We start from the raw sequence: 24,118 nt of genomic DNA, 5'->3' as shown, positions 1-24,118 counted from the left end.
CGCAGCAGCCAGGCTACTGACATTTGTGATCATTACTCGGGCGCGCGGTAAGACGTAGCGAGATTCATGATGCGCATTTGTAGACTCGACGCCAACGCAAGGAGTCCATTGCTTAGCCAACGCAGTCGCGTCCTCATTACCGTCAAGGCGTCGCCAGAACCCTCAAAGTCTTACGTCGATACCGTTTGCGTCGCAGGTGTTCGGTTAACCAATGCGGGACCTGAGTGGGTTCGTATCTTTCCGATTGCCTTCCGGCATCTCAGTAGCGACAAACAGTTCAATAAGTACGAGATTATTGAAGTTGACTTGGCTCGATCAACTAAAGACGCGCGTTTGGAAAGTCACCGTCCGAATTGGGAAACGCTGACTCGGGGCAAGCGTGGTCCTCTAACGCCCAAGGCGCGAGGTCCAATACTCGAGAAGTTAATTGGGCCCACAATGTGCGACCTGCGGCTCGGGGTTGAACAAGATCTTAACGCGCAGTCACTGGGTCTCATTGAGGTACGGAAGCTGGAGCCGCTTGTCTTTGAATATCATGGTCCGTGGAGTGCGGAACAGATCGCCAGCATGTCAGCCGCGATGGCCCAGCCAGATCTCCTCGGGGAGGTGGATGATGCCCCCATGCTCACGCCGCCGCGGTACAAGGTCAAATATCGCTACTACTGCGCATCACCGGACTGCAAGCGGCACGAGCAAAGCATCCTTGACTGGGAACTTACGGCGCTCCAGTACCATAATCGTCGACTTAGCGACGTCGACCTTCGCGCGCTGATTACGAAGAAGTTCTACGACGAGATGTGGAACGACAAGGTTCGGACCTACTTCTTCGTCGGAAATTTTGCCGACATAGTAAAGAGACGGAACTTCTCAGTCCTGGGTGTCTATAAGCCGCCTCGCGGCTCTGACTATGCCTCGACTCTCTTCTAAACCTTCGTAAGTTCCCGGTCACGAATCGCGGTCAAAACGACCTCCCGGTGGCAGGTGCATTCGTCCGCCTCGAAGCAGAGGAGCGCGACTAGACCGATTTGAGAAAGTGCGATGACGCTGTCCAACTTATCTTTAGCTTCGGACGATGAAAGTAACGCCTCATAACGGGCACGCGCGTCCTTACCTGCCTGTCCGGTGATGTCAGCGAACCCCTCTCGGTTATCACGAGGATTCCCGAGAGCCGGAAAATGTTCGTAACCGATATTGGCATTTGCAAGTAGCTCTCGAAGTGCCGACTTGGACATGCCGCGCTTGCGCGAGATTGGGTTGAGCCTCACATCTACTACCGTCGACACTCGTCGGAGTCGCAATCGTGCCAACAGTCCGTCGCTGTCGAGGCCCTCGTAACCGATGCCAATCACGTTTGTGTCCATGATGCACTAGTCTCGCATCTCCTGAGCGGGCTTTGGTTGTCCGTCGCGCTGGGCGCCTCACCCATCGCGGTTGAATCCGCCTTTCGTCAGGCGCTCGTCCGGGCAGAAAGTAGGCGAGCTATTCAACCGCGAGGACTCCCGGAAACAATAAGCTCGCCCTATGGGGAATCGATCGAGTTGGCGTCTGCTTGACCCGTTGGAGTATGAGACGGTGTGGGACCAGTTCCGTGAAAAATTTGGTTTTCGCGCGGACATCCGTGCCTCCGGTTGGCCGGCTATTCGGGAGCCAACGCCTTCCATTACATTTGACCTCTCGGGCATTCCGGAGGGCCCTCGTTTTGCCTCCGCAGTGGCGGCGATCAATACTGAGGCCCTGAGATGCTTCGTCTGGGTGATGCCCGACATCGCTGAGCTACTTGTCCTTGACTGGAATCACGAGGCGTATTGGCTCAAACCAGAGCTCGAAAGCTTGCTGCCTCCGGAGGATCCGATCAACGGCCACCCGACGGTTCATCCCAATGGGGACTACTACTCGTTTCTTAACCCGGACATGACCGAGGGCACGTTTGGTCATCCTTGGGAGCAGAGCATCTGCGTCATGGGTCAGCGGCTGATCGACAGTCTTGGGAAGTCATTCGCACTCTGGCTGCCTGTACTTCGCGTCAATGGTGTGCCCGTCACACAACCGATGGCGTCGGAGTAGCAGGCCAAGTTCCGACCACTCCAGGTCGATTACCGCGTCCCTGGCTCCGCGCCAGTTCAGCTGGACTTGCTGCCGGAAATCGCCGTCGTCGGTGGCACCTCATATGGTCGTTTGCGTGGGCGCATCAGCACTGGAGGAATAATCTTGTTTGATTTGGATATCGCAAGCGCGGCAGTTTCCGCGGTAGCAGCGATGGCGGGTGTCGTCGTTGCCATCGTGGCCGTCGTCGTCGCCAATAAGCAGCTCCGACAGCTTTCAATCTCGAATCAGCAACTTGCCTTGTCCAACGACGAGATCACTGCCTCGAATAGAAACCTTGTGAGACCCGTGATCGTCGTCGACTACCTTCTCACCAGTCACCCCTCCAAGAACCCTCAGTTTGGCGGCACATCTTCGGTAAGCGTGATTGTCAAAAACGTCGGAGTAAGACCCGCCTGTAAGGTTCTGCTCCAAGTTTCACCGCCGTTCGAACCGGTCGGAGATGATGCCAACGACCCAAACGTGATGCGAGCCCTTGATTTCGTGAACGGCGTGATGAATGGTCATCACGAGATCGCGATGATCGACTCAGCGCGTCCGGCCGTCTACCACCTAGCAAACGGCTCGGATGCTTTCGAAGACGATGCTGTCGGGAAGCAGTACACCGTCAATGTCAGCTACACAGATATTTCTGGATCAACTCGGTTTCACGAATCGTTCGTGCTCGACCTTCGCGCTTGGCAGTTAGCATGGTCGCGGGCTGAGCCGTTAGACAGGTTGTCTAAAGATATTCAGTTCCTTACGGACACACTCAAGAACAAGTGAATGTTAGCTACTTGCTTGGGATCAAGTCCCCGGCTGCGACCAGCCCGGATTCATTCGTGACGAAATACTTCGCAAGCGTTCGCAGCTCATCGACTGAGGGTGCAGTCGACGACGAACTCACATCTGTATTGATGGCTTTCGTCACGGTGATCATCCCTGTGGCTGTGCAGCTCGTATAAGCGGTGCTGATAGCAGTGGAGATATTCAATTGTGCGTAGCCGGACACGATTCCGGGGCCGGAGGTATCCACGGTTCCCATTCCTGACGTGTCGCCGCCTGGATCGCAGGCGAGGTGGAATCCTGTGGTGCCGCGCTCGTAGAACACGGTGATCGAGTACTCGTAGGGCTTTCCGTCGAAGGTGCAGTTGTACTCAACCAGACCATCGCTGTGGCGAAAGGCTCGGTCGTCGAGAATTCCTTCAGTCAATATTGCTTGCACGGATCCGGAGATCAGGTCGAGTCCCGGGACTGCTGCGCATACCGGATCCAACTTGCTCGTGTCGACGGCCGCGGTTGAGGTTGGGGGCGGAGTAGTCACTGGGGTCGAAGAATGGGTGACGGCTGTTGGGGTGTCGGTTGGTGTCGTGGTCGTGGCGCCGGTCGATGTGGCCACCGGGCTGGCGCAACCGACGAGGGATCCCGAGAGCGTGGCAGCGATTAGTAGTGCGACAGTTTGATTTCTTCGTGGCTTGAACATGATCTCCATTGCGGTCGAAGGATGGGGGTGCCGCATACGTGGCAGCCAGGTTTTCTTAGGAGCGTTTGCAGTCAACGTCGAAATCGTTCGAGCTGTAGGTCGCATCCGTGTATTTGAACTTCAACGTTGTCGCGGTCAACTCCCCAGTCGCACTACCCGGCGTGACGTCACCTCTCACGGACTTGGCGTACTGGAACGTCTGCACGAGTGGGAGGTTCCCGGGCAGTTGCAGAATTTCCGGAAGGCCTGAAACCATTAGTCCACCGCCGTCGATGGGGTCGCTATCGCTATCTGTGGCGAAGGTGATTGCACCCGCTCGGTAAACCCACGATCCTTGAAACTCGCCATCGCCTGGTTCAGAAGCCATCGTCCACGTACCGTCTTTCGAGACGACTATGTCTTGAGTCCAATGGTCCTGAACGGAGCAGGTCCAGTTCCCGACGATCCACTCGTCGAGTGCAATGACCTCTGGTGTACTTACAACTGATTCGCTCGCAGGCGACGAAGCGCCAGACGATGAACTACCCGATGCACACGCGGTGAGTGAGATCAGCAGGGCAGGCAGCAGGGAGCCGAACAATACGACTCGACTTGGCCGGATCCGGCGGTGAGATGCCGTGCCGGTTTCTCCAGGCATCTTTATGGCTTGAAGCTTGGATTTTTGGGTCATCAAATTGCCCCTCATCTATGGTTTATGGCCCCGAAAATGGCATGTATACATGCGCATGTGGAGCATAGCGGGATTACAGGCTTGATGGGTGGCGAGCCAAGGAACTGAGGACGGTTGGCCCGCCTATGCCCAAGAACTGGGGCTAAAACTGGCCCGTGCCCGTGAGGCTGCCGGTTTGAGCCAGGAACGGCTTGCTCACGCGGCGGGGATATCTGCCTTCACGTACCGCAAACTCGAGAAGGGTGAGTCCAATCCGGGCACCGCTGCCAACCCGCGCCTCAAGACGCTGGTCGCGTTAGCGGAGGTATTAGAGCTCGGAGTTAGTGACTTGCTACCCAAGACAACGCCTGACGTTGCGATAGGTCGCTGATTAGAGTCGCTTCATACGCGGCAAACCACTCGTCCGATATCGTTCAATCGTGACCGAATCTGATCGTCCGCCTAGACGACCTTCGTGGCGGCAGATTGGCCGGTTGGGCCCGCCATTGCTTCATTGGGTGTGGCATCGTGGGCCCACTGCCAGTTTCCTCGCGGTAATCGCTGTACTCATTAGCGTTGCCGCGCTTGGCGTTCCGTACGCGATCGATTCGAACGTCGCCACTCGCGATTCTCAAGCGGCTTCGGATGCGGCCGCCGGTGAGCAGGCAACTCTCGATGAAGCGAAGGCGCAAGGAGATGCCCTTGAAAGAATCGCCAAAGCACTAACGGGTGCGAACCCAGTGGCGCCCGACTCGCAAGATCCCAGCGCTACAAGCTGCCGAAATGGCGGAGTCAAATTTGCAGGGGTCTGGGGTCCGGAGCGTCCTATCTATACAGATGCGGTGGCACCGGCTTACGCCCTATTCGATTCGGTGCGGGATGATCCGAATGTCGGAGACGAACGTAGCCTCTATGTGATCAAAGATGCATCTGAGGTCGGAAGCGAGCAATGGCAGACCCACATGGACGTGCAGGCAGGCCACACCTACCTAATGCGGATATTTGTTCGCAACGACTCGACGGACCCGAACGCGATGGCGCGGAATACGCGAATTTCTGTAAATCTGCCAACTTGCACCGGTACCTCTATCCAGACCACGGGGTATCTTTCGTCGAACGACACATTCCCGCTCAAGGTTTACGGCGGGGTTGCCTTGAGTGCCGATCAGCCATTCAATCTGGCCTACGTCGCGGGTTCAGCGTCTATGTACAACAACTCGATCAACAGTCCTTTTGCGATCACTTCGGATGATTTCCTCGCGTCCACCGGCCAACAACTGGGATTCGACAAACTCGACGGTGTCCAGGGGGCGGGGTATGCGTCGGACGTATATTTCTTCTTCAAAATTCGTCCTCAGTTCGCCCAATGACCGACCGTTAGATTGATGAACCCCCTAAGCCTTGTTTACCTCGACCCGCAATGTTAAGTAGCCAGATCCGCGGTACTTGCCGTCTGAGGAGTATCCGACCGGAAACTCTCCGTCGGGGGATGACCAACCGACGGGCAACTCGCTCACGTAGTCTCCGACTATGGGCACGTTGAAATCTCCCGCGTTCGTACGCATCGTTGCTGAGTCGCTCAGTATGCTGAGGCTAACGGGCTCGTCCGAAATGATCGTCGCTCCATCCCAGACCTGAGTTGCATTTTTGCCTCCCAGCGTCACACCGATCGACGAATCGGTGCCCGGAGATGGCCAGGAGAATTTCGCATAGAGACCGTGGATCGTGCTCGCGGACCCTGCTAACCCATCGCTAGCGTCGTCGAATACGCAGACCAGAAGCTCAATCTGATCGCCAGGTTTCGCTCGCACGAATTCCCCAAAGTTCCCAGTACTGTCAGCCAATTTCACGCGAACAAAGTTTCGCTCGTCGCCAATGTCTGGATTGTCTGTAATCGAATTCAATACTGCATACGGAGCGGAGTGCTCTGAGGTAAAAGTGTCTCTCTCGGGACCATATCCACCGTGATAAGTCGTGGGTGCCGGTGAAGGTACGGCAGAAGCATCTGAGGGTGCAGCGGAACCGACTGCTGCCGGAACAGGCTTATCGACCATGTTTTGTGCGGGAGTTGGCCAGAAGTATCCAAGCACCGTCACTATCGCAGCCAATACGACAAGCACCGTGCCTATTCTTATTAGGAGCCGGCGAAGGCTTGGCTGATTCTGTCATTCCAGCTCTCTCGCAAGGATGATCTGTCGTCGACATCAGCATATTGGAGCTGATGGGTGACTCAGTAATGCTCAGTCCGCATGCAAGCCTTTGTGTGCATCGCTACGATTGACGCACCGTCGCGGTGTTTGTTGAGCTCGGTCACAAAGTGTGCTGAAGCGTTGCCCAATCGGTGAGGGCACGAGACGCAGCAATTTGATGTTAGGAGCTGCGCCTCTCCTCACACGACCGCCGCGATATCGAGCAGGGTGGGGACTCCGGCTACGCCGGGGGATTGATCGACGGCTGTGGTTGCCCAGTTGCGAGGGCTCGTTTGAGGGTGCTCTCGCTGACGTCAAATCGTTCGCTCAGTGATTTTAGTGTTTCGCCTGCTCGTTTCAGCTCTTGGATTTCGAGCTTCTCGTCATGGGAGAGCTTGGCGACCTTGCCCCCCGATATAGCAACGCCGTTCCGTCGGAGCGTGTCACGGACTGTGTTCCGTCGGATTCCAAATTGCGCTGCGATGGCATACGTCGAGGCTCCTCCAACGTAGCTTCGGATGAGTGCCTCAACGAAGTCACTGTCTCGTTCGCGTCGATGAGGTGTGGATGAAGCACTTCTTGACCGACCTGACCTGGCTGAGCTGGCAGCGAGGCGTACGAGCTCCTGAATTTGCTGGGTTCGGTGTAATTGTTTGCAGTACCGTTTCAGCAGGCCGACAAAACGTCTCGGAAACTCAAGGGTTTCCGAGACTTTTTGATTTAGGAGATGTGACTACCCCATCAAACGCTCCGGTCCGTTCGGCTTATTCCTTCTAGTGGAGAAACTCTCTAGTAGTTATAGTGAGATATCTCACTAAGAAGAATATACAGAGGAATATGCCGACTTCGACGATTACCGAGTCTGACGCAGTTGAGGTGCTCGTCGCTGCCGGCTTCGACGTGTCAGCGCGTCCCCATGAGCGTCGGGGCGTCGACCTTCTCGTGAGCCGCGACGGCGAGACCGCTGTCGTGGACGTCAAGGTACGGCAGAAGACGATCTACGAGTGGGACGCTCTGCGGCTTCTTGAGAACGCCCACGAGCGCGTCTTGATCGTCGTGCCGATCGCGAGCCGCGGCCTCATCGACGCCGCGAAGCGTGATCGGCGATTGGGCGTCGTGTCACTCGGGAATCGACTCGTTATTTGGAACCGCAAGGAAATTCACTCACCCGACGCGATCGCCAAGACCCATGCGCCAACTGTGCCTGGCCGTCGACGCAACCCGTGGGGTCGCTGGGCAATCATGCGTGCCTACCTCCTCAACGAAAAGCCCCGATCCCAGCTCGAGCTGGCGGAAGAAGCTGGCGTGACGCAGTCTGCTGTGTCCAAGTCGAACAGCATACTCGAGGGCCTTGTCGTCAGATCGCCCTCTGGGTGGAGGGCGACAGATCGCTTAGCACTCTGGCATGCGTTCATGGCGGAGTACGCGGGTCCGGGAGGGATCACCACATACTGGTATGGGCTGGACGCTGTCACTGACCAATCGAATTCGGTGGCGGCCGCCGGTGCATCCGCTGGAGTCCAAATCCTAGTCTCTGGAGATTCCGCCGCTGATCAGTTGGCGCCGTGGCGAGTTCCTGCGCGTGCTGTCGTATACGCCGCGTCAGGGATGGCTTTGGGCAAGCTCGGCTTCGCACAGACCACCGATGAGCGTGCCACGCTCACATTCACCGTTCCAACGGACCACACCATCTGGGCAACCGCGGCGTCGTGGTCGCAACGAGGCGACATTTCGACAGTCGACCCCGTTATCGCGGCATGGGATGTCAGGCGCACGGGCGGCCCCGACGCGGACGAGGCCATCGAACGGATCCGTGATCTGGTCCTTACGGGCGGACGATCGTGAAGATCCGACGCTCAGTTGAGACGGTTGCGACCTCCAATGCCGACGACGCCGCCTATCTGGCATTGGAAGACGTGGCCCGCATCACCGAGCACCTCAACGATGTCCGTGTCGTCGGCGGGCAGATGGCCAGCTTGCTGCTGGCGGCATTCCCGGTTGCGGAAGCCATCGTCCGGCGCACGGCTGACGCGGACGCCGCCATCTCGACATCCATCGCCGCCTCTGGGCACATACATCGTGCACTGACGGACGCGGGATACATCGACGTGAGCGGCAACCACTATGCAAAGGGACCGCTCGAGATCGACCTGCTCGTTCCGTCCGGGACCAGCGAGTTCGTTGTAGCAGAACACGGAGGCCGCGGCTTCGACGCAGCTCCGGGCCTCATGCGGGCTTTGGCAACCGAACCAGTCCTCCTCGATGTCGGCGTCATGCTTACCGATGGAAGCCGCCATGAGTTCCTTATCCGTGTCCCACCGGTCGAGCTCGCGGTCACCCTGAAGGCCTACGCGACGACGTCACGAGCGGCAGCGAAGGACCTTACAGACCTCTACAACCTGCTGGGCGTTGCGAACTCCTACGACGAGGATGACATCGGTGCATGGACATTGCGCGGTCGCCTTCAGGGCACCCGACTCGACACTGGCCGCATTCTCCACAACATCGCGGACAGGGCTCGAACAAGTGCACTGGTTCGCGAGGCGGGGATCCCGCAAGAGCGACTCGCTGCACTGATCCGAAGGCTCGTCACCGATCCGCGGTAGCAACCGGAAGTGGGCAATTACAGTCGCCCGGGTGCCTATCATTTTCGAATCGAAATAGACAACTAACGATCGGGCAAGCCAGCGTACAACCCGGGCCAGCTAACCTTCTGATTCCTTCACACTGTCGAGAATCGGCCGGGCCGCGCCAGCCACGGTCTCCAATTCGCTTCGGCCACCGCGGCTTCAATGAGGGCACGAGACAATTGCGACGAGGCAAACTGCCCAGGCGATGGCAAGGGCGATGATGCTCCCCGCACCGTTAGCGAGGAGTTTCGCCCAGCCTTCGCTAGCAGACAGCCCTACCGTCGCCGGCATTCCTACGTAAACCGGGCCCGCGACAACAATCACCGCGGATAGCACCGCAAGTGAAACGATCGCCTTTCCCGACACACGCAGTTGCACCTGTGAGAGGGCGGGTCTTGAAGATGACGGTTGAGCATCTGGTGGCAGCGTCATGATAACGATGGTCGCACACTGATGGGTTCGTCTCCCATGTCCTAGGCGGGTTTGAGTGTTGGTTGCTTATCGTTCCAGACATGCGGCGTGGTTTCGCGCGTGGTCGTCCGTGTTTCTCACCAGCACGTTGAAGACCTCGCGCCACGGTGACGGCTTCGAATTTCACCGCGGAGAACTGGTCAGTGGTGCTCGGGAACTTGGTAATCAGGCTCCGGGCGCCGTGCGCGACGTCTAGAGCGCGCGGCGTCGGTCAGATTCGGGCTTCGTTGAGGCCAAGGTCGATGGGGTCTGTCCACTGGCCGAGGGCGACGGTGAAGCCGTGGATCAGGCGGTCGAAACTTCGGTCGATGTCGGCCTTGAGCGCAAACCCTCCGGCCGTCTCGAGGGAGATGAACCCGTGGAGGATCGAGCGGAGGGCCCGGATGGCGTCGACCGAGTCGTCGCCTTCCAGGTCGTAGGCGCTGAGCACGTCGGCGATGACCTGGATGGCCGCCATCATCGTGTTCTCGTCATCGATGTCGCCCGGGGCGGGCGGTGTCTGGGTCACGTCGTACCGGCCGGGATGAAGGAGCGCCCAGTTGCGGTACGCGTGCGACATTGCGAAGATCGCGTCGGCGCCCGAGCGGCCCACAGCGGCCCGCGAGACCGCAGCGCCGAGTTCACGCTTCGCGAGGAGCGAGACACTCCGGTGCAGTCCCGCGAGCGAATCGATGTGCTTGTACAGCGACGGTTGCTTGACGCCCAGGCGTTCGGCCAGGGCAGCGAGGGTGAGGGAGTTGAGCCCGATTTCGTCTGCCATGATCGCGGCAGTCTCGACGACGCTTTCGCGGGTCAGGCCGGCCCTAGGCACGGGGAGCCACCGCCCGGAGGAAGCCCAGCACGGCCGGCGTGGTGATCTCGGGCTGCTGGGACTGGGGGTAATGACCGGCGTCGGGCACCATGACAACCTGGGCGTTCAGCTTCTGGCCGACCCATTTCGCTTCGCCTGCGGGGTCTGTGAAGTCTGGGTCGCTGTCGCCCATGATGACGATCGCGGGTGCAGTGACATCGTCGAGCCGCGCCTCAGCCGGGTCGTGCGTGGTCTGGTTTGTGGTGAGCGAGAACGCTTTGCCGTAGCCGGGACGTCTGAGGCTCGCGATGACCGCAGAGCGGTATTCGTTGAAATCGGCTGGCTTCTTGCCCTTGTAGAGGGTCGGCATGTAGGCCTTCCACATCGAAGCCACCCACAGCGGTGCCATCATCGTGCGGAACAGCCACGCCATGAAGGCAGACGTAGGAGGATTACGGACGAACGGCCCGAACAACACAAGACCAGTCACCTTCGCGGGGTGCTCGGCCGCGACGATGACAGCCGCGCCCGCAGCAAGCGAGTTGCCGCCGATGACGGCCTTACCGCCCAACTCGTCGATGAGCGCTTCAATGTCGCCCGCAGTCTCTGGATCGCCGTAGGACGAGAACGTCGTGTCGCTGTCGCCGTGGCCGCGAAGGTCGGTCGTGGCGACGGTATAACCGGCAGCGATGAGCTGCGGTGCCAGGAAACGGTAGCCGGCACGAAGGTCACCCATGCCGGGGACGAGCACCACGACAGGCCCAGTGCCCTGTACGTCGTAGGCGATGCGGCCCTCTGGCCGGGTGATGTATCGGGTTGACGGGGTCTGGGTTGTGCTTGAGGAGGTCATAAAAGCTAGTCTTTATCTCTTGAAAGCTAATGTCAATAGCCAAATGACGGCAATTTGTCTCGCTGGATGCCATGCGCCTTGCCTCGGCTGTCGTGCTCGCGAGCCACGTCGTCTTTGCCTCTCGTGTTCGAGCGAGCATCCGTTGCCATTCTTTCGAACATATGTACTGGGTATCTGCTTAGGTCAAGTTCTCCGGGTATGCTCGCGGATATGGTCGAGCGTTTGGTCGGTGGGGTGGATTATCCGCAGACGATTCTGGAGTTTCAGGATTGGTTCGCGACCGATGATGCGTGCTTGAAGTTCTTGACGGGTCTGCGATGGCCGGACGGCTTTGTCTGCCCGAGGTGTGGTGTGAGTGGGCAGGCGTGGCGGATCGCGGGCGGCTTATGGATGTGTCGGGCGTGTGGACGGCAAACGAGCGTGACGGCGGGCACGATCTTTGATCGGACCCGCTCGCCGTTGCGGATGTGGTTTCACGCCGCGTGGTACATCACCTCGCAAAAAACCGGAGTCTCCGCGCAGGGGCTGCAGCGGGTGCTCGGGCTGCGGTCATATGAGACGGCGTGGGTCTGGATGCACAAGTTCCGTCGGGCGATGGTCGTGCCCGGCCGGGGGCTGCTGCAGGGTGTGGTCGAGCTAGACGAAACCTATGTGGGCGGGATAAGCCGCGGAAATTCGGGCCGAAGCAGCACAAAGGTGGGGGTAATGGTCGCTGCCGAGATGCTCGGCGTCAAGCGGCTGGGCCGAATACGGCTCGAGCCAAGCCCCGGCGAGAGCTTGCAGCTGATCAGCTTCGCACAACGTGTCATCGACCCCGGCGCCCTGATCCGTACGGACGGAGCGCAAGAGCTCAAGCGCCTCGCAAAGCTCGGATACGAGCACGAGCGTCACGTAGAACTCGGCTCGAAGGTCCCCGCCCACGTATCCCTCTACGGCGTGCACACCGTTGCCTCGTTACTCAAGCGCTGGCTCGAAGGCACCCTCCACCAGGGCATCAGCAACGACCACCTAGGCTACTACCTAGACGAGTTCACCTTCCGATTCAACCGCCGCGCATCCCGCAGCCGAGGCCTGCTGTTTTACCGTCTCCTCGAACAAGCCATGCGCACGAACCCTGCACCTTTGCCAACGATCATCGCCGCCAAACGTACTAATGGAGATGCCTAGCCAAAGTACTTTCCGGGCGGTTACAACCGCAGGCTGAGTACTCTCCGGGTGGGCAGGTGTCCTCCGCGGTCGTCCTCGATGCGTCGCATCCCGATCTTCTCTGCGACCCGCTCCGATGCGCGATTCTCGGGATGAATAATTGCGACCAGTTCCGGAACCCCGCCGAGCTCGCGCGCGAAGTCGCGGCACGCGGCGGCGGCCTCGGTCGCGAAGCCGCGACCCTGCCACACAGTTCCGACGTGATACCCCACTTCGAGCTTGCTGACGCCGTTGACGTCTTGCCAGGTCAGGCCGCAGTCGCCGACGAAGTCGCCGGCTAGCGTCTCGATGATCCAGAGGCCATACCCATGGTCGGTGTAGTTCTTCTCGTTCCAAGCAATCCATGTTGCGGCCTGGTCCCGCGTTTTCGGCATCGGATAGAACTGCATGACTTTCGGGTCACCCAGCAATCCGGCCATTGCATCAAGATCGGATGACGCCATCTGACGAAATCGAAGCCGCAGGGTATCTGGAGGAGGCATGTCAACACGTTAGCTGAACCTAAAACAAACCCAAGTTTGGCAGGAACCTCGCCGCTGACTTGACCTAAGCAGATACCCGGTACATATGTTCTAGTGTTTCTGTATGGGCACAAACAAGCGCTACTCCGCAGCCGTCGATCGCCGCATGAGTGAACGGATCGACCAGGCTGTTCCCAGACCGACGCCGGTGACCCTGACCGCCGCAGAACTCGACGTCGCCAATCACCCGATCAAGCAGGCGGTGTCAGTGATCCCCGTGCTTGCGTGGGTGCGATTTCCTGAGACGGCGGTGCAGGCGGAGGCCGATGCGTTCGAGTGGACAGACAAGGCTGTGCACGTCTCGTGGAAGGCTGCCGACGGAGGGCGGCACCAGGCCTGGGTGTGGGCTTCGTCGGTCGAACGGCGTGCCCAGCAGTGACGGCATTCAGCAGTGGTGACGATCGGAGCTGAGCAGAAACGTCATTGTTCGATGTTGTCCTCCGCGGGAGGTGCGGTGTGGACGGCAGGCTCGGTGTATTGGGGAGGCTCGGTGTAGGAAGCGCCGCCGTCTGTGGAGTATTCGATACTGGAAGCGAATCCGGGCGAGCTCGAGATTGTGCCGATGAAGGGCTCGCCGCCGAAGGCGAACGTCTCCGGTTCGGGCTCCCACCCCGCCGCAGCCTGGCCGCCAGCACCGAGGAGGTGCCGAGTGAGGGATTCGCGGGCGGATAGAAGGTCATCCAGAGCGGTGTTCAGGTCGGCGTCGGTGACCGTTTCGTCGCGCAGGGCGGCTCGAAGCACGGCGCGACGGATGAGTTCCTTGGCGAATGACCCGGTCACACCCTCCGAACGCTCAGCCGCGTCATCGAGGGCCTCGCGGCTGAAGGGCAGGTCGTTGGCGTAACGCTGGAACAGCCGCTGGCGTTCGCGCGGGCCGGGGAGCTCGATCTCGACCGCGAGGTCGACCCGGCCGGGTCGCTCGGCAAGGGCACGTTCGAGTACCTCGACGCGGTTGGTTGTCATCACGAACGCGACATCGGCATCACCCTCGAGCCCATCGAGTGCGTCGAGAACTTCGAAGAGCAGTGGCTGGGGTGAGATGTGGCGCTCCATGGCGACGAGGTCGATGTCTTCGAGTACGACGATCGACGGCTGGAACGTTCTCGCGATCTCGGCGGCGGCCCCGATGTGCGCGATGCTCGATCCGGTCAGCAGAACGGCGGTGATGTCGGGTGTGCGACTGAGCAGGTGTCGTACGGTCAGCGTCTTCCCGGTTCCGGGAGGGCCGAACAGCAGAACACCGCGTTTGAGGTGCTGCCCCGAAGCGAGAAGCGTGTCGCGTTGCTCGCCGATGCCCACCACGTGCTCGACGACCGTCTCGAGCACACCTTCGGGCAGGATGATCGAATCTGCCGTCACTGCGGGCCGGGGGAGGAACGTCACGCCTGCGCTGCCGCCGAACTGGGAACCGACGAACGACAGCACCTGGCGGCGGAGCACACTGTGCTCGATCATCAGTCGCCTCAATTCGGCGAGAAATTCGGTGACGAGCCTCGCGGAGCCTGCCATGATTTCGAGTTCGGCTTCGTTGCGACCGAACTGGGGGTTCGCTGCCCTCTGGATGATCGCAACAGGCTCACCCTTGAAGCCCAGCAGACGGAGCCCGAAGGCAACCACCTGCCGTGTCGAGTCCGGCCCGGTCGGCCGGGACGTGAAGTCGACGGGCCCCTGGCCGAAGCGGGTGTGGGGGTTCGAGAGAAGTTCAGACATGGTGGAGTGAAAGCGTTGCTGGCCACCGCTCACGCCAGATAACGGGGTGATGTCGTCGCCTCCGGGAGCTGCGCCAGACAGGGCATCGAGAGCGATGTCGGCATCGATGAGACGATGATCGGCGATCGACTCTGAGACCACGGGGAGTGTGGAAGCGTTCTGGCCCAGGTGCGCAGACACGCGCTCGCCCAGGGGGGTCAGTTTCGCTTCGCCCGTGCTGTCGGCTGAGGCGATGGCGACGTCCATGAACTTCTTGAAGGACCGCAGTACGTCACGTTCGAACTTCTTCTTCGGCATCGAATTCCGTTCCGGGGAGATTCGCTCCCGCCTGCCAATCGTAGTCAGATCGTGGGCTGCGCAGCCGGGGCCGGGATGTGGAGCGGAGCTGTCAGGTGGTTGTCGACTCGTGAGCGTTAAGGGTAGCCTTACCTAAGTAAGCCAACCCTAACCAAAGGAACGACTTGAGTCACCTCCGCACCGTCGGCCTCATTGCCGCGACGACCATCGCCCTCTCCCTTGCCGCGTGCTCTGCCTCGCCGCCCAGCGAACCGGCCACGACAAGCACAGCCGGCGCGTTCCCCGTGACCATCGAGCACGTCTATGGCGCGACGACGATCGAGAAGAAGCCTGAGCGGGTCGCCACCGTCGCGTGGGCCAACCACGAGGTGCCCCTTGCGCTGGGCATAGTGCCGGTCGGCATGAGCAAGGCGACCTGGGGCGACGACGACAACGACGGCGTCTTGCCGTGGGTGGAAGACAAGCTCACGGAGCTCGGTGCCGAAACCCCGGTTCTCTTCGACGAGACAGATGGAATCGATTTCGAGGCGGTGGCCGACACCAAGCCTGACGTGATTCTGGCCAGCTACTCGGGAATCACCCGGGAGGAGTACGACACGCTCTCGAAGATCGCTCCGGTCGTCGCGTACCCCGGTGTGGCGTGGGGCACGTCGATGAACGACATGATCCGCATGAATTCGACGGCGCTCGGCCTGGCGAGCGAGGGGGAGAAGCTCACCACTGACCTCGACGCCACGATCGCAGCGACGCTCGCGAAGAACCCGTCCCTGAAGGATTCGAAGCTGCTCTTCTCGTACATCGACCCGTCTGACCTCAGCCAGATCGGCTTCTACACGAGCAACGACACCCGCCCCGGGTTCCTGGCATCGCTGGGCATGCCCCTGCCGACCGTGGTCGCCGAGGCATCGGCCGGTACAGACGAGTTCTACACGACAGTCAGTTCTGAAGAGGCCGATCGATTCGCCGATGTCGACGTGTTCGTGACCTACGGCGACGCCGACGGTGCGATCATCGCACAGCTGCAGGCCGACCCCCTGCTGTCGAAGATCCCGGCCATCGCAAACGGCCGCATCGCCGTGCTGCAGAACTCGACGCCCCTGGCCGCGTCGGCCAACCCGTCACCGCTGTCGATCGGATGGGGCATCGACGACTACTTCGCCCTCCTCGGCGCCGCGGTGGCACCGGTTCCGGCGGCGTGAGCCGGGCAGAGCCGATTGTACGGATGCCCGGGGTCGCCGAACTGCGGCGCCCGACGTTCGTCAGGCTCGCCTGGCTCGGGGTGGGAATCATCGTGCTGGCCCTGCTGGCGCTGGTGTCCCTCGTCTTCGGCACGCGGATCGTCTCCGTCGACGAGCTCGTCTCTGCGCTCGGCGGAGACACCACCGGAATCGCTGAGGCGGCGATCGTGAAGCGCGTCCCCCGAACGGTGCTCGCCCTGGTGGTGGGCGCGGCGCTCGCCGTCTCTGGTGCCACCATGCAGGCCGTCACCCGTAACCCGCTCGCCGATCCGGGCATCCTCGGCGTCTCGAGCGGCGCGGCGCTCGCCGTGGTCACCGGAATCGCCTTCTTCGGCATGTCAGACCCCTTCGTCTTCATCTGGATGGCGATAGCCGGTGCAGCCGCAGCGGCCGTCTTCGTCTACACCGTCGGCTCAGCCGGGCGAGGCGGCGCGACGCCGTTGAAGCTCGCTCTTGCCGGTGCGGCCATCTCGGCAACACTGGGCTCGCTCATCAGCGCGATTCTGCTGCCCCGCGCCGACATCCTCTCCACCTTCCGTTTCTGGCAGATCGGCGGCGTGGGAGGGGCGACCTGGGAGCGCATCGGCATCCTCGTGCCGTTCTTCGCCTGCGGGTTGCTGGTCTGCCTGCTCTCGGCACGCGGCATGAACACCCTCGGGCTCGGCGACGATCTCGCGGCAGGTCTCGGCGAAAGCGTGTTCCGCACCAGGCTCGTCTCGTCGGCGGGGGCGGTCATCCTGTGCGGGGCGGCCACCGCGATCGCCGGCCCGATCGGCTTCCTCGGTCTTGTCGTACCGCATTTCTGTCGGATGCTCGTGGGCACCGACCAGCGTTGGCTGCTGCCCTTCTCTGCGCTGGCCGGTGCCGCGTTGCTGGTCATGGCCGACGTGATCGGCCGCGTGGTCGCCCGCCCGCAGGAGATCGACGTGGGAATCATCACCGCGGTGATCGGCGCCCCGTTCTTCATCTGGATCGTGCGGCGGCAGAAAGTGCGCGAACTGTGACCGCGCCCGCCACCCTCGTCACCTCCTCGACAGCTGCTCTCGTGATCGCCGGCCGCCGCTCGCGCGCTCGCCGTCGGGCCGTCGTTCTGACGATCCTCGCCGTGCTCGTGCTGGCGGTCTTCGTGGTGAGCCTGATGGTCGGCAACACGGTGTACGGCCTCGGCACTGTGATGCGCGTGATTCTCGGAGAACACGTGAGTGGGGCATCCTTCGCCGTGGGTGAGCTGCGCCTGCCACGGGCGGTGCTCGGGATGCTCGCGGGCCTGTGCTTCGGAGTCGCCGGCGTCACGTTCCAGACCATGCTGCGCAACCCGCTCGCCTCACCCGACATCATCGGCATCAGTTCTGGGGCGAGTGCGGCGGCTGTCATCGGCATCGTCGTCTTCTCGCTGAGCGAGACGGCGGTGTCGTTTCTCGCGCTCGGCGGTGCGCTCGTGACGGCCGCGACGATCTACCTGCTGGCGAACCGGCGGGGGTTTGCGGGTGCGCGGCTCATTCTCATCGGCATCGGTGTTGCCGCAATGCTCGACAGTGTCATCTCCTACGTTCTCTCGCGTGCGGCGACCTGGGACCTGCAGCTGGCGATGCGCTGGCTCACTGGCAGCCTGAACGGTGCAAGCTGGCCCAGTGTGATCACCCTGGCGATCTCGTGCGCCGTACTGCTACCCCTTCTGCTCGGGCAGGAACGGAGCGTCGCCCCCCTCCGGCTGGGCGACGACACCGCGGCCTCGCTCGGCGTTGGTGTGCGGCGGTCTCGGGTTCTACTCATCCTTGCGGCAGTGGGCCTGCTGGCGTTCGCAACTGCCGCGACCGGCCCCGTCGCCTTCGTGGCCTTCATGGCCGGCCCGGTCGCTGCGCGCATCATCGGTGCGGGCGGGTCGTTGACCCTGCCGGCAGGTCTCATCGGCGCCCTGCTCGTGCTCGTTGCCGATCTCGTGGCGCAGTTCGCCTTCGACAACCGCTTCCCGGTGGGAGTCATCACCGGAGTCGTCGGTGCGCCGTACCTCGTGTACCTATTGATTCGAACGAATCGATCCGGAGGCTCCTTGTGACCACGCTGCACCGACTCTCGGCCGAATCGATCACCCTCGCGTACGGCGATCGTGTTGTCGCCGAGGCCCTTGACCTCGCCATCGCTCCCGGAAGGATCACGGCGATCGTCGGGGCGAATGGATGCGGCAAATCCACTCTTCTCCGTGCGCTCGCCCGGCTCATTCCACTAAGCAGGGGGCGGGTACTGCTCGACGGACGAGAGTTGCGCTCGCAGCCATCGAAGACCGTCGCCCGCACGCTCGGACTACTGCCGCAGCGACCCGTCGCGCCCGAAGGAATCGTGGTGACCGATCTTGTCGGTCGTGGAAGGCATCCTCACCAGAAGTTGCTCGCGCGATGGAGTGTCACAGACTACGAGGCCGTGGCAGCGGCGCTCGACGCAACCGGTATTGCAGACCTCGCCGACCGGTCCGTGGACGAGTTGTCGGGTGGCCAGCAGCAGCGGGTGTGGATCGCCATGGCCCTGGCCCAGGAGACCGACATCCTGCTGCTCGACGAGCCGACGACTTTTCTCGATCTCGCGCACCAGGTGGAGGTACTCGACCTGCTCACCGATCTCAACCGTGAGCGCGGCACGACGATCGTCATGGTGCTGCACGACCTCAATCTCGCTGCCCGCTATGCCGACGAACTCGTGGCCATGCGCGATGGTCGAGTGCATGCCGCAGGTGCACCGGCCCACGTGGTCACGACCGAGCTCGTCCGTGACGTCTTCGGGCTCGACAGCAGCATCATCACCGACCCTGTTTCTGGAAAACCGTTGGTACTACCGAGTGGGAGACACCATGTCCTCTGAATCACCGTTCGTTCTGGCCCGGGTGCGGGTCGCGACCGTCGACAGGCTCTCGCCGAGTTTCATTCGGATCGGGTTCCGCGGCAGCGACCTTGACGACGTGGGTACCCCCGGCCAGGTGTTCGACCAGCGCATCAAGCTCATCTTCCCGGCTGCCTCCGGGGAGCTTCCGAGCCTGAGCGGCGACGCGGGCTGGTACCAGGAATGGCTGGCGTTGCCTGAAGACTCCAGAGGATCGATTCGCACCTACTCGATTCGTGACCTCGTCGTCGATGGTGGCACAACAACCGTCGTCATCGATTTCGTGCTGCACCTCGACCCGGAGGCGAGCGGGCCGGCATCGAGCTGGGCGAACGATGCTGCCGTCGGCGATCACATTCTCCTTCTCGGCCCGCGGAGGGGCCGAACTGACGGAGGTGGCATCGAATACTCGCCCGGCTCCGCAGGCACGGTGGTGCTGGCCGGAGACGAGACGGCGGCACCGGCGATCGCCAGGATTCTCGGCGACGCTGATCGCGCGGTGCGCGGGGTCGCCTTCATCGAGGTGCCACACCACGACGATGTGCTGGCGATCGACGCCCCGGCTGGTGTCGAGGTGCGGTGGTTGCCTCGAGCCGAGTTGCCACACGGGGGAGCGTTGCAGCTCGCGGTGCTCGACTACCTCGGTGCGGGCATCCAGAGCTGCACGGAACAGTCGCCGGGAGACGAGCTGCTTTGGGAGACCCCGACGTACTCCGGCCTGGGTGAGTCGCTCGGCGACGGCGGGCACCCGGCGGAGCGCTACTACTGGATCGCGGGGGAGAGTGGTGTCGTCACCACCCTGCGGCGGCATCTCGTGAAAGACCTCGGTGTTTCGCGCTCGCAGGTCGCCTTCATGGGGTACTGGCGCAAGGGTGTCGCGATGCGCGGGTAGTTCGCGCTTAGTGCTGCGCGAAGCCGTGGTGAAGGCGAGCACGGGACTGTGCCAAGCTGTGAGTCATCACATCGGGGGAACAGTGACGAACAGAATGGGGCGGCCGCCTCGGGTTTTTGTGGTCGCCGGGGCCATCGTGTCACTGGTTTTCGCATTCGCGCTGACATCGTGCGCGTCGGCGGCCGAGGGTGTCGCCACTGCAGCGACACAGAGCGCCAGAGCGACTGCCGCGCCGACTCTGACTTCTCCACCGACTCCGACGGCCACGCAGAATACCGAACAGCTCGATCCGGAGACGCCGGTCGCCTCCGGCGACAGCGCAAGCGTCTCCGCATCCGATTCCAGCGTCACGGCGGGAATGGCGATCGACGTGCTCGCGAAGCTGGCCGTCAAGGGTCGCGCGCCGAAGACGGGATACGACCGCGTCGGCGATTTCGGTACGGCCTGGCTCGATGTCGACAGGAACGGCTGCGACACCGGCAACGACATTCTCGCCCGCGATCTCACCGCGGCGACAAAATCGGGCCCGTGCAAGGTGATGACGGGCATTCTTGCGGACCCTTACACCGCCACGACCATCAGCTTCGTTCGCGGCAATTCGACATCGCTCGCGGTGCAGATCGACCATGTTGTCGCCCTTTCTGACGCTTGGCAGAAGGGCGCGCAGCAGCTCAGCCAGGCCCAGCGGATCAGCCTGGCCAACGACCCGCTCAACCTGATCGCGACCGACGGGCCGACGAACGAACAGAAGAGCGATGGGGATGCTGCCACCTGGCTTCCGCCGAACAAACCGTTTCGCTGCGAGTACGCCGCCCGCCAGGTCTCGGTGAAGGCGACGTACGGCCTCTGGGTCACGCAGGCCGAGCATGACGCGCTGGCGACGATCCTCAGTGTCTGCCCGAGCCAGCCGGCGGTCTCATCGGCATTCGCGCCCACTCCTGCCGTGGTTGTGCAGCCCGCGCCGGCTCCTGCACCTGCTCCTGTACCAGCGCCTGTTCCGGTACCCGCTCCCGCGCCTGCACCAGCACCCGCTCCCGTGCCGGCGCCCGACGCGTATTACGCCAACTGTGCCGCCGCACGCGCTGCCGGCGTCGCGCCGCTGCACACCGGCGACCCCGGCTATCGCTCGGGCCTCGACCGCCACCACGACGGAATCGCCTGCGAATAGCCTTCTCGTGCTCTTCGCGAGGACACCTCTAACCGGGTTCACTCGGCCCACAAATCAACTTTATAGGTACTAAAGTTGATTTGAGAAATCATCTCATTACGTGAGGAATGAAAGTCGTGGCCCACTACATCGAGCGGTTATGGAATCCGCAGGATGCGGCCCAACTCAGCCGCAAGGATCGTGCTCCAGGCCGCTATCGCGCCTACGTACCCGACGAGCTCGGAGTGAAGCTTCCAGCCATCGGCGAAGCGGCCCGGCAAGCCGCCGAGAATGCACTCTCGGTGCTTACGCGCGCTGACGAGCGGATTGGAGCGCGAGGTGGCTACTTGAACCACTTGCTCATTCGATCAGAGAGCATCTCTTCGTCGTGGATCGAAGGCAACCGCGTCACACCCAAAATACTCGCGATTGCCGAACTTCTGGAATTCGGTACCCGCGTTGCCCTTGACGTCGTTGCGAACGTCCGCGCGACGGAGGAAGCAATTGCCCTGCTTGCTGAGAATGATCGGTCGGTGACGACGGCAGACCTGGAGCATCTGCAACATGTCATCGAACCTTCATTGGAACCCGGACTGCGAAACGAACAGAACTGGGTGGGTGGCACGGGGTGGAGTCCGCTTCGCGCCGACTTTGTTCCGCCGCCAGAGTCTGAGGTGCTCAGGCTTGTCGACGATCTTGCGCGTTTTGTGACGGAAACGGAAGGGAATGCTGTCGTGCGTGCGGCCATTGCCCACGCGCAATTTGAGACCATCCACCCGTTCATCGACGGCAATGGCCGCACGGGCCGGGCGATCATCCACACCATATTGCGCAGGACGGACGCCCTTCGAAACACAGTGATACCAATCAGTACGGTTCTTGCTGGAGACACGAATGCCTACCTCTCGGGTTTGACTGCCTTTCGCGAGGACCCGCCTCGACTCGACGATTGGATCATCGGGTTTGCGGAGGCCGCAGAACTCGCCGCTTCGAATGCGGTACGCCTTGGTGATGACATCGCCCGCCTGGATGAGTCGCTGCGTGAAGAATTGATTCAGTACAGAACTACACAGGGCGCCTCGCCGTCGATTCCCCGCCGCGGGGCCGTCGTTCTGCGAATTCTCGACAGCTTGGCGGCTGACCCCGTTCTCACTGTCGAGAGCGCATCTGTGCGGCATGGCGTGTCTGCGACAGCAGCGCATCGAGCGTTGACGGAGCTCGCTGAGGCGGGCATCCTCGGCCGTAATAAAGACCAGAAGGGTCAGCTGATCTGCTGGACCTCCGATCGCCACCTGGCGCTGGTTGCGTTGACAGAACGCAGCAATCGAGTCGGGGCGGGGGACACTGCGAACCGGCGGCCCCGGCTCGGCCCGCCGTTGCCGTCCGTCGATCAAGTCGGGCCGATTCGGTCTGGCAGCGCTGGCGTGTGAATCTGCGGTGGGCGGGAGTGCGGTTGCTTAGGCGGTTGAAGGGCGGGTCATAGGGCTCGCATAGGACTCCTTTCTAGGGTCGTGTCAGAACCCACACGAAGGAGCCCCATGTTCGGCACGTACCTCCGGCGAGAACTCGTCAACAGGCGAAAACAGACCATCATCATTTCGATTGGAATGGCGTTGGCGATCGGCCTCGTCATTCTGGTCAACTCGATCTCCGCCGGGGTGCAGGGTGCCCAGGCAACGGTGCTGCAGTCGGTCTACGGTGTCGGTACCGACATCACGATCAGCCAGGCCGCTGCAGCACCGACCGCCGGCACAAACCCCGGCGGCCAGTTCAACTTCGGTTCGGGGTCGGGTGCGACCTCTGATGGCACGACCACGTTGAACCAGTCCACCCTGACAGTGAGTCGCACGCAAACGGTGTTTGCCGACACGGCGCTTGCCACCGTGCAGTCGACGAGCGGCGTCTCGGCGGCGACCGCGACATTGGCGCTGACAAACCAGACCTTCAGCGGGCAGCTTCCCGACCAGAGCGCAACCGGCACCACTGGAGGCCAGGGCGGCGCGCCGGCCGCGGGTGACACGCCCCCGACCGGTGGCCCCGACGGCGCAGGCGGAAGCGCGTTCGACGTGAACAGCTTCACCGTGCTCGGCCTCGACCCGTCGGGCAGCTCCGTCGGCCCGCTCTCGGCCGTGAGCCTGGCGACAGGCCGACTGCTGACCGCGGCGGATGTCGGAACCGACAATGCTGTGCTCGACAGCAGCTATGCCACCTCGGCGTCACTCGCCACCGGCGGCACGATCGACATCGGCGGCACCACGTTCACCATCGTCGGCACGGTTTCATCGACCGGTTCCGACAGTGTGACGGCCTCGAACGTCTACATCCCTCTCGATGTCGCCCAGACCCTCTCGAGCAACGCCGGCATGATCAGCAACATCTACGTGACGGCCGCCTCATCAGGGAGCGTCGACTCTGTGGCCGCTGCGCTTCAGACCGCACTGCCCGCCGCGACAGTGAGCACGCAGGCCGACCTCGCCTCGACCGTCTCCGGCTCACTCTCGACCGCATCGTCTCTGCTGTCGAACCTCGGCACGTGGCTGTCAGTGCTGGTGCTCGCAGCAGCCTTCCTGATCGCGATCCTCTTCACCATCTCTGGAGTGACACGCCGGACCCGTGAATTCGGAACGCTCAAAGCTGTCGGCTGGAGCAACTGCCGCATTGTCAGCCAGGTCGCTGGCGAGTCGGTGGTGCAGGGTCTCATCGGTGGTGCGATCGGCATCGTAGTGGGCCTGGTGGGCATCGTCATCGTCAACATCATCGCCCCGACGTTGAGCGGATCGGCCGCGTCGACGACGGCAGCAGCCGGTGGACCCGGTGGTGGTGGTCCCGGCGGCGGCGGTTTTGGCGCAGCAGCGTCGACGGCCGCCACGACGACCGTCACCCTGCAGGCGCCTGTGACGATCGGCATCATCTTGATCGCCGTGGGGCTTGCCGTGCTCGGCGGGCTGCTGGCCGGCGCAATCGGTGGCTGGCGCGCGGCCCGGCTCCGGCCCGCAGAGGCTCTGCGTTCGGTGGGCTAGCACCACGGGCATCCGGAGCAGTGCAACAGTGCCGCGCGGACTGCACACGCAGCCGCGCGGCACCCCCATCAC

At 62.0% G+C, this 24,118-nt stretch carries 25 protein-coding genes and 1 pseudogene; 18 read left to right on the top strand and 8 right to left on the bottom strand.

Translation table 11 applies throughout. The features are described 5' to 3' along the window. Positions 1–66 precede the first annotated feature (66 nt). Together JOE66_RS17905 and JOE66_RS10580 are read left to right on the top strand one after the other, a co-directional pair. Positions 67–366, top strand: a pseudogene (locus JOE66_RS17905) (DUF8758 domain-containing protein); the annotation flags it as partial. 72 nt (positions 367–438) lie between these two features. Then, on the top strand, positions 439–927 hold the full coding sequence (locus JOE66_RS10580; protein ID WP_205109265.1) for a DUF8757 domain-containing protein: 489 nt from the start codon (positions 439–441) through the stop codon (positions 925–927). Here the strand turns inward: JOE66_RS10580 and JOE66_RS10575 are convergent. Then, positions 924–1,361 carry a DUF488 domain-containing protein gene (locus JOE66_RS10575; RefSeq protein WP_205109263.1) on the bottom strand — a complete coding sequence of 146 codons (438 nt, stop codon included), beginning with the start codon at positions 1,359–1,361 and terminating at the stop codon, positions 924–926. The two genes, JOE66_RS10580 and JOE66_RS10575, sit on opposite strands and share 4 nt — an antisense overlap. A gap of 160 nt (positions 1,362–1,521) precedes the next feature. Between JOE66_RS10575 and JOE66_RS10570 the strand changes: the two genes are divergently transcribed. Together JOE66_RS10570 and JOE66_RS10565 are read left to right on the top strand one after the other, a co-directional pair. Next, positions 1,522–2,064, top strand: coding sequence for a DUF2716 domain-containing protein (locus JOE66_RS10570; protein WP_239518281.1), 543 nt, complete (start codon positions 1,522–1,524; stop codon positions 2,062–2,064). Positions 2,065–2,208: 144 nt separating this feature from the next. Continuing rightward, positions 2,209–2,868, top strand: coding sequence for a DUF8453 domain-containing protein (locus JOE66_RS10565; RefSeq protein ID WP_205109259.1), 660 nt, complete (start codon positions 2,209–2,211; stop codon positions 2,866–2,868). 7 nt (positions 2,869–2,875) lie between these two features. Here the strand turns inward: JOE66_RS10565 and JOE66_RS10560 are convergent, their stop codons facing one another. Both JOE66_RS10560 and JOE66_RS10555 read right to left on the bottom strand, forming a co-directional pair. After that, positions 2,876–3,295 carry a hypothetical protein gene (locus JOE66_RS10560; protein ID WP_205109257.1) on the bottom strand — a complete coding sequence of 140 codons (420 nt, stop codon included), beginning with the start codon at positions 3,293–3,295 and terminating at the stop codon, positions 2,876–2,878. A 325-nt stretch (positions 3,296–3,620) separates the two neighbouring features. Then, positions 3,621–4,235, bottom strand: a complete 615-nt coding sequence (locus JOE66_RS10555; protein ID WP_205109255.1) for a hypothetical protein — start codon at positions 4,233–4,235, stop codon at positions 3,621–3,623. 88 nt (positions 4,236–4,323) lie between these two features. Between JOE66_RS10555 and JOE66_RS10550 the strand changes: the two genes are divergently transcribed. Together JOE66_RS10550 and JOE66_RS10545 are read left to right on the top strand one after the other, a co-directional pair. Then, the gene (locus JOE66_RS10550; protein WP_205109253.1) at positions 4,324–4,605 is read left to right on the top strand and encodes a helix-turn-helix domain-containing protein; all 282 of its coding nucleotides are present in this window, start codon (positions 4,324–4,326) and stop codon (positions 4,603–4,605) included. Positions 4,606–4,654: 49 nt separating this feature from the next. Next, entirely contained in the window at positions 4,655–5,584 is a 930-nt protein-coding gene (locus tag JOE66_RS10545; RefSeq protein WP_205109251.1) for a hypothetical protein, read from the top strand. A gap of 24 nt (positions 5,585–5,608) precedes the next feature. Here the strand turns inward: JOE66_RS10545 and JOE66_RS10540 are convergent, their stop codons facing one another. After that, positions 5,609–6,334 (bottom strand): hypothetical protein, encoded by a 726-nt coding sequence (locus tag JOE66_RS10540; protein WP_205109249.1) that lies wholly within the window; start codon positions 6,332–6,334, stop codon positions 5,609–5,611. Between the two features lie 906 nt (positions 6,335–7,240). Here JOE66_RS10540 and JOE66_RS10535 point away from each other — a divergent pair. Together JOE66_RS10535 and JOE66_RS10530 are read left to right on the top strand one after the other, a co-directional pair. Beyond that, positions 7,241–8,248 carry a winged helix-turn-helix domain-containing protein gene (locus JOE66_RS10535; RefSeq protein WP_205109247.1) on the top strand — a complete coding sequence of 336 codons (1,008 nt, stop codon included), beginning with the start codon at positions 7,241–7,243 and terminating at the stop codon, positions 8,246–8,248. Next, entirely contained in the window at positions 8,245–9,009 is a 765-nt protein-coding gene (locus JOE66_RS10530) for a hypothetical protein (RefSeq protein WP_205109245.1), read from the top strand. Before JOE66_RS10535 ends, JOE66_RS10530 begins: the two co-directional genes overlap by 4 nt. Before the next feature lie 706 nt (positions 9,010–9,715). Here the strand turns inward: JOE66_RS10530 and JOE66_RS10525 are convergent. Together JOE66_RS10525 and JOE66_RS10520 are read right to left on the bottom strand one after the other, a co-directional pair. Continuing rightward, positions 9,716–10,264: a TetR-like C-terminal domain-containing protein gene (locus tag JOE66_RS10525; RefSeq protein WP_205111877.1), complete on the bottom strand. Its 549-nt coding sequence runs from the start codon at positions 10,262–10,264 to the stop codon at positions 9,716–9,718. A gap of 43 nt (positions 10,265–10,307) precedes the next feature. After that, positions 10,308–11,144: an alpha/beta fold hydrolase gene (locus tag JOE66_RS10520; RefSeq protein ID WP_205109244.1), complete on the bottom strand. Its 837-nt coding sequence runs from the start codon at positions 11,142–11,144 to the stop codon at positions 10,308–10,310. Between the two features lie 210 nt (positions 11,145–11,354). On the opposite strand from JOE66_RS10520, the gene JOE66_RS10515 reads away from it, so the two are divergent. Next, positions 11,355–12,311 carry an IS1595 family transposase gene (locus JOE66_RS10515; protein WP_372435488.1) on the top strand — a complete coding sequence of 319 codons (957 nt, stop codon included), beginning with the start codon at positions 11,355–11,357 and terminating at the stop codon, positions 12,309–12,311. A 20-nt stretch (positions 12,312–12,331) separates the two neighbouring features. Here the strand turns inward: JOE66_RS10515 and JOE66_RS10510 are convergent, their stop codons facing one another. Continuing rightward, positions 12,332–12,832 (bottom strand): GNAT family N-acetyltransferase, encoded by a 501-nt coding sequence (locus JOE66_RS10510; RefSeq protein ID WP_205109240.1) that lies wholly within the window; start codon positions 12,830–12,832, stop codon positions 12,332–12,334. A 103-nt stretch (positions 12,833–12,935) separates the two neighbouring features. On the opposite strand from JOE66_RS10510, the gene JOE66_RS10505 reads away from it, so the two are divergent. Then, positions 12,936–13,250 (top strand): hypothetical protein, encoded by a 315-nt coding sequence (locus JOE66_RS10505; RefSeq protein ID WP_205109238.1) that lies wholly within the window; start codon positions 12,936–12,938, stop codon positions 13,248–13,250. Between the two features lie 41 nt (positions 13,251–13,291). Here JOE66_RS10505 and JOE66_RS10500 read toward each other — a convergent pair whose 3' ends face one another. Further along, positions 13,292–14,878: an AAA family ATPase gene (locus JOE66_RS10500; RefSeq protein WP_205109235.1), complete on the bottom strand. Its 1,587-nt coding sequence runs from the start codon at positions 14,876–14,878 to the stop codon at positions 13,292–13,294. Between the two features lie 164 nt (positions 14,879–15,042). On the opposite strand from JOE66_RS10500, the gene JOE66_RS10495 reads away from it, so the two are divergent. The 8 genes from JOE66_RS10495 (at position 15,043) to JOE66_RS10460 (ending at position 24,046) form a co-directional block, all read left to right on the top strand. Continuing rightward, the gene (locus JOE66_RS10495) at positions 15,043–16,077 is read left to right on the top strand and encodes an iron-siderophore ABC transporter substrate-binding protein (protein WP_205109233.1); all 1,035 of its coding nucleotides are present in this window, start codon (positions 15,043–15,045) and stop codon (positions 16,075–16,077) included. A 23-nt stretch (positions 16,078–16,100) separates the two neighbouring features. Beyond that, positions 16,101–17,120: a FecCD family ABC transporter permease gene (locus JOE66_RS10490; protein WP_205109231.1), complete on the top strand. Its 1,020-nt coding sequence runs from the start codon at positions 16,101–16,103 to the stop codon at positions 17,118–17,120. After that, positions 17,117–18,172, top strand: a complete 1,056-nt coding sequence (locus JOE66_RS10485; RefSeq protein ID WP_205109229.1) for a FecCD family ABC transporter permease — start codon at positions 17,117–17,119, stop codon at positions 18,170–18,172. Before JOE66_RS10490 ends, JOE66_RS10485 begins: the two co-directional genes overlap by 4 nt. After that, complete coding sequence (locus JOE66_RS10480) at positions 18,169–18,969, top strand: ABC transporter ATP-binding protein (protein ID WP_307827158.1); 801 nt, start codon at positions 18,169–18,171, stop codon at positions 18,967–18,969. Before JOE66_RS10485 ends, JOE66_RS10480 begins: the two co-directional genes overlap by 4 nt. Beyond that, the gene (locus JOE66_RS10475; RefSeq protein WP_205109227.1) at positions 18,959–19,879 is read left to right on the top strand and encodes a siderophore-interacting protein; all 921 of its coding nucleotides are present in this window, start codon (positions 18,959–18,961) and stop codon (positions 19,877–19,879) included. The genes JOE66_RS10480 and JOE66_RS10475 overlap by 11 nt, the downstream gene beginning before the upstream one ends. 82 nt (positions 19,880–19,961) lie before the next feature. Then, positions 19,962–21,047 (top strand): GmrSD restriction endonuclease domain-containing protein, encoded by a 1,086-nt coding sequence (locus JOE66_RS10470; RefSeq protein ID WP_307827157.1) that lies wholly within the window; start codon positions 19,962–19,964, stop codon positions 21,045–21,047. A 116-nt stretch (positions 21,048–21,163) separates the two neighbouring features. Beyond that, complete coding sequence (locus JOE66_RS10465; protein ID WP_205109225.1) at positions 21,164–22,456, top strand: Fic family protein; 1,293 nt, start codon at positions 21,164–21,166, stop codon at positions 22,454–22,456. A 108-nt stretch (positions 22,457–22,564) separates the two neighbouring features. After that, a complete protein-coding gene (locus tag JOE66_RS10460) occupies positions 22,565–24,046 on the top strand; it encodes an ABC transporter permease (RefSeq protein WP_205109223.1) in 1,482 nt (493 codons plus the stop codon). Positions 24,047–24,118: the final 72 nt, after the last annotated feature.

This window comes from Subtercola frigoramans, assembly GCF_016907385.1.
GTDB lineage: Bacteria > Actinomycetota > Actinomycetes > Actinomycetales > Microbacteriaceae > Subtercola > Subtercola frigoramans.
Note: the sequence above shows the minus strand (reverse complement) of the source record. Positions and strands in the feature narration are given on the sequence as shown.

Bases quoted from the DNA above. Each gene is read 5' to 3' on its own strand.
- JOE66_RS10490 (WP_205109231.1), top strand. From the start codon at position 16,101: ATGCCCGGGGTCGCCGAACTGCGGCGCCCGACGTTCGTCAGGCTCGCC.
- JOE66_RS10510 (WP_205109240.1), bottom strand. From the start codon at position 12,832: ATGCCTCCTCCAGATACCCTGCGGCTTCGATTTCGTCAGATGGCGTCA.
- JOE66_RS10515 (WP_372435488.1), top strand. From the start codon at position 11,355: ATGGTCGAGCGTTTGGTCGGTGGGGTGGATTATCCGCAGACGATTCTG.
- JOE66_RS10575 (WP_205109263.1), bottom strand. From the start codon at position 1,361: ATGGACACAAACGTGATTGGCATCGGTTACGAGGGCCTCGACAGCGAC.
- JOE66_RS10505 (WP_205109238.1), top strand. From the start codon at position 12,936: ATGGGCACAAACAAGCGCTACTCCGCAGCCGTCGATCGCCGCATGAGT.
- JOE66_RS10500 (WP_205109235.1), bottom strand. From the start codon at position 14,878: ATGCCGAAGAAGAAGTTCGAACGTGACGTACTGCGGTCCTTCAAGAAG.
- JOE66_RS10520 (WP_205109244.1), bottom strand. From the start codon at position 11,144: ATGACCTCCTCAAGCACAACCCAGACCCCGTCAACCCGATACATCACC.
- JOE66_RS10580 (WP_205109265.1), top strand. From the start codon at position 439: ATGTGCGACCTGCGGCTCGGGGTTGAACAAGATCTTAACGCGCAGTCA.
- JOE66_RS10475 (WP_205109227.1), top strand. From the start codon at position 18,959: ATGTCCTCTGAATCACCGTTCGTTCTGGCCCGGGTGCGGGTCGCGACC.
- JOE66_RS10555 (WP_205109255.1), bottom strand. From the start codon at position 4,235: ATGACCCAAAAATCCAAGCTTCAAGCCATAAAGATGCCTGGAGAAACC.
- JOE66_RS10460 (WP_205109223.1), top strand. From the start codon at position 22,565: ATGTTCGGCACGTACCTCCGGCGAGAACTCGTCAACAGGCGAAAACAG.
- JOE66_RS10525 (WP_205111877.1), bottom strand. From the start codon at position 10,264: ATGGCAGACGAAATCGGGCTCAACTCCCTCACCCTCGCTGCCCTGGCC.
- JOE66_RS10570 (WP_239518281.1), top strand. From the start codon at position 1,522: ATGGGGAATCGATCGAGTTGGCGTCTGCTTGACCCGTTGGAGTATGAG.
- JOE66_RS10535 (WP_205109247.1), top strand. From the start codon at position 7,241: ATGCCGACTTCGACGATTACCGAGTCTGACGCAGTTGAGGTGCTCGTC.